The organism is Methylocapsa palsarum, assembly GCF_900114285.1.
Taxonomy (GTDB): Bacteria; Pseudomonadota; Alphaproteobacteria; order Rhizobiales; family Beijerinckiaceae; genus Methylocapsa; species Methylocapsa palsarum.
Map to the genome: position 1 here is coordinate 1 of NZ_FOSN01000052.1, position 4,011 is coordinate 4,011.

The window sequence follows — 4,011 nt, forward strand, 5'->3', positions numbered from 1 at the left end:
TCTTTCGTCATCCCCATTTTCATGGCGATCGCGTCGGCGGTGCGAAACCCGATGCCTTTGATGTCGCGGGCGAGCCGGTAGGGATCCTCGGTCATCACGGCGATGGCGTCATGCCCGTAGGTCTTGAAGATGCGCACCGCCCGCGACGTTCCGACGCCATGGGAATGCAAAAAGATCATAATATCGCGCACGGCCTTCTGTTCGGCCCAGCCAGCGGCGATCTTGCGGGCGCGGAATTCGCCGATCCCTGGGACCTCGCGCAACTTCTCGGGCGCGTCCTCGATGATCTCGAAAGTCGCTTGTCCAAACGCGTCAACGATTCGTTTGGCGAGGACGGGACCGATACCACGCACCATCCCCGAGGCGAGGTATTTCTCGATGCCCTCCGCCGTCGTCGGCGGGGTCGTCTTCAGCGTATCGGCCTTAAATTGCAGGCCATGCATTCGATCAGTCAGCCAGACGCCGACGGCATGGACGAATTCGCCGGCGGAGATAAAGGCGGCGTGTCCGACCAGCGTGACGAGTTCACGCCGCCCGCGCGCCTTCACCTTGAGGACGGCGAAGCCATTCTCCTCATTGTGAAACGTCACCCGCTCGACAGTGCCGGCGAGGGTTTCGCGCGCAGAATTGGTGTGAGCGGGCTTCAAAGGATCATGTCTTTACGGGGGTAAAGGCGGGACGATAATATCAAGCGCCGCCTCTGACCTGCTTGCAACTCCAAGCTGTGGCGTCTGGCGCACCATCCTCTTGTTTGAGGGCGTTCAGCCCTCTCCGAACCGTCGCCGCTGGCTGAATGCCCGACCGGCGAGACCATTGGGGGTTCCTGAAATCGGCGATCGTATTGGTTTCGGGTCGACGGTGAGGCGCGAAGGTGACGCCAGCGTTACTGTAGCGGACCCGAAGACTTCCCGCTTTGAAGACTCGAAACTCCACATCTTGATCGGCCCACATGGCGAGTAAGTATTGTATTTCGCCGCCAAGGATCACAAATCATATTGTGACGCACACACGCTCTGCGATAGAACGCGTTCACTGATTTGAGTGACATGGGCCCGTTTTCTGTAACGTCTGGGTTCGCCGATAGGTTGTTTCGGATTTTATCCAAGGCCACAGGCCGCCTCTTCTCCACAGAAGGAACAAAGTGATGCTAACCTCTCTCGAACGGATTCACGAAAAGATCGCCGATCTGGAGACGAAAATCAGCCACCTGCGGATCGCTGAACGTGAGCTTCTGGCGCTCGACAAGGGTTCATCGCGGCAGACTAAGGCAGCGCCATCGCCCGCACCGAAGGCAAAGCAAAAACCTGCAACAAAATCCTCAAGCCGTAAACTTCAAACAAGCAAGCCACCGGCGAGCAAGGCGGCGGAGCCCCGTCAATCGGTCGCCGCGGCGATCAGCGAAGTCCTTGGCCAGCACGGCGATTTATCGGCTTCTGAGATCTCCGGGCTTATCAACGCCGCGGGCCCGGAGGTCAACAATCGATCCGTTTCCTTCGCACTTCAGGGCTTGAAAAAGCGAGGCCTCGCCAAGAACACGGGCGGCAAGTGGTCAGTCGGGAAAGAGCGTAGCCGCCGTGCAGGATCGCCATCCGGCGCCAGCGCGGTTCACAGTGAAGCAGCGGAATAGCACGAAGACGCGTCGCCGGCGTCCTCCTTTTTAGTGCAAGCCTGATGCGTTCGCGGCGCGTCGGCGGCTTGTGCCGAAGCCTTTCTGACGCAATCGCGGAATATGTGCCCGAAGCTCTCTGCGCATACCGAAGGTTCGGTGGTTTTCGTGTGGCGCTGGTCAAGTTGGCGGCGAATTCTCCGCGAGGTCTGGACCTTCGATGGGCGTCGTGGTGACTCGAAGGAAGGTTTCGTTCGCATCATTTTTTTTAAAGTCTTGAAAAAAGCGGGATCATTGTTCGGGTAGCCGCGGTGAAAATCAAACGAGCCAAATGGCTTTTGTCATCGCCCGAAAAAATTGATGCGTTTAGCTTTCTCTTCATCGTACCACCACGTGAACTCGATCCCAGGATTGTAACGCGGCGGCCTTTCGGGCCTTCCAAAGATGTCCCAATGCGCGATCCAGTGGGACGGCTTATACCAATGCGGAACCCAGTAGCGTCCGGCCCGTAGAACGCGGTCGAGCGCGCGGCAAACGTGCACGAGTTCGACCCGCGTATTCGCCGCGACGGCTTTTGCGATCAGCGCATCGACAGTTGGATCGGCGATTCCGGCGATATTGCGTGACCCATGCGTGCGCGCCGCTTCCGAGCCGAAGAGATCGCGGAGTTCCTCGCCGGGAGAGTAAAACATGAGAATGCGCGCAGAGACGACATCGAAATCGAAATTGTCGAGGCGGAGCTTGTACTGCGCTGCATCGACGAGACGGATTCTGGCGTTGACGCCGAGCTGTTTCAGATTCGCGACGAAGGTCTGCGTATGCGGCAGCAGGCCGCTTTCGGCACTGAGGAACTCTAATTCGAAGGACCGTCCGTCGGGGAGCATCAGCTTGGCTCCTTCACGCTTGCAGCCGGCCTCCAGGAGCAGCGCGTAGGCGCGGCGCAGCAGAATCCGATCCTGGCCTGATCCATCCGCCTCAGGGGGAAGATAAGGCTGGCTGAAGACTTCCGAAGGAAGCTTGTCGCGAAAAGGCTCGAGAAGAGCAAGTTCGGCCGCGTCGGGCAGGCCCGACGCAGCCAGCTCGGAATTCTGAAAATAAGAGGTGGTCCGTTCGTAAGCGTCGAACATCAGGTTTTTGTTGGTCCACGCGAAATCGAAGGCGTTTCCGATCGCCTCGCGAATGCGCCGATCCTGGAGAGCGGGACGCCTCACATTGAGGAACCACCCCTGAACCCCGGATAGATTTTCATCCGGGATCGTCTCTCGCTTGACGCGGCCATCGCGCATCGCCGGAAAATCATAGCCCCGCGCCCAGGTGGAAGCTTTCGACTCCTCGTGCACGGCGAAGGCGCCGGCCTTGAAACCTTCGAAGGCGACGGCGCGATCTGAATAATAGTCGAAGCGGATCGTGTCGAAATTGGCCTGCCCCACATTCACCGGCAAATCTTTCGCCCAATAGTCTTCAACGCGATCAAAGGCGATAAAGCGTCCCTGCTCAAAGCGGCCGACCCGATAGGGGCCGGAGCCGAGCGGCGGCTCGAGCGTCGTCTCATCAAACGGGATCTTTCCGTAATAAGAGCTTGAGAAAATCGGGCATCCGGCGACGAAGAGCGGCAACTGACGGCTGCGCCCCGCCTCGAACCTCACGACGAGATTATCGTCGGCCTCAGGCGTCGCGCTGATCAGGTCGCGCAACTGCAGACGAAACGTCGGGTGGCCTTTTGATTTCAACATCTCGAGCGAAAACGCTGCGTCCTTGGCCGTCAGCGCAGCGCCGTCGTGAAACCGCGCCTCCTTGCGCAGTAGAAACCGATAGGTCCGCTTGTCCGGCGAGATGCGAACTGCACGCGCGACGAGACCGTAAAGAGCGTCATGTTCGTCGAGACTGCCCTTGAGCAGGCTATCAAAAACGAACTCCAGGCCGAAGGCCGGATCGCCGCGCAAGATGAAGGCGTTGAGGGAATTGAACGTGCCCAGTTTATCTCTTGAAAGCGCGCCGCCTTTGGGCGCAGCGACGTTCACGTAGCCAAACGCCTTGAAGTCTGGCGCCTCGGCGAGATCGCCGAACACCGACAGACCATAAACTTTGAGCTCTTCCGCCGCAGCGGAAGCGCGGCCGCACATAGAGGAAGGCGCGAACAGGCCGCCTGCGCAGAATCGCAGAAAGGAGCGGCGGGAAGAAAAGCGGGGCTTAAGCAAACTCAAAACTTCCGGTCGAGACGGCGCGCCAGATGGTATTTAAAACCCATGAGCACTGGCGCTTTCAACGGATAGGCGGCGAGCCGGCATGGAAGAAGCCCCAGCTTGTCGATTTCCGCCGAGAATTGACCCGGGATTTCCATTTAGAACTGACCCCAGCTTGATGATGATTTGTGGGTCAGGCGTTCGTCAAGTTTCGCGGTTTCT

At 58.8% G+C, this 4,011-nt stretch carries 3 protein-coding genes; all 3 read right to left on the reverse strand.

The window, feature by feature from the left end; genetic code table 11:
* Nucleotides 1–647, reverse strand: a 647-nt coding sequence (locus BM177_RS19095) for a helix-hairpin-helix domain-containing protein (RefSeq protein WP_244532458.1), incomplete at its 3' end; no start/stop codon positions are given.
* Nucleotides 648–1,947: 1,300 nt separating this feature from the next.
* A complete protein-coding gene (locus BM177_RS19110; protein WP_091686865.1) occupies nucleotides 1,948–3,729 on the reverse strand; it encodes an extracellular solute-binding protein in 1,782 nt (593 codons plus the stop codon).
* Between the two features lie 77 nt (nucleotides 3,730–3,806).
* Nucleotides 3,807–3,947: a hypothetical protein gene (locus BM177_RS20290; RefSeq protein WP_175492715.1), complete on the reverse strand. Its 141-nt coding sequence runs from the start codon at nucleotides 3,945–3,947 to the stop codon at nucleotides 3,807–3,809.
* Nucleotides 3,948–4,011 lie beyond the last annotated feature (64 nt).

Coding starts and splice junctions, on each gene's coding strand:
- BM177_RS20290 (WP_175492715.1), bottom strand. CDS start 3,947: ATGGAAATCCCGGGTCAATTCTCGGCGGAAATCGACAAGCTGGGGCTT.
- BM177_RS19110 (WP_091686865.1), bottom strand. CDS start 3,729: ATGTGCGGCCGCGCTTCCGCTGCGGCGGAAGAGCTCAAAGTTTATGGT.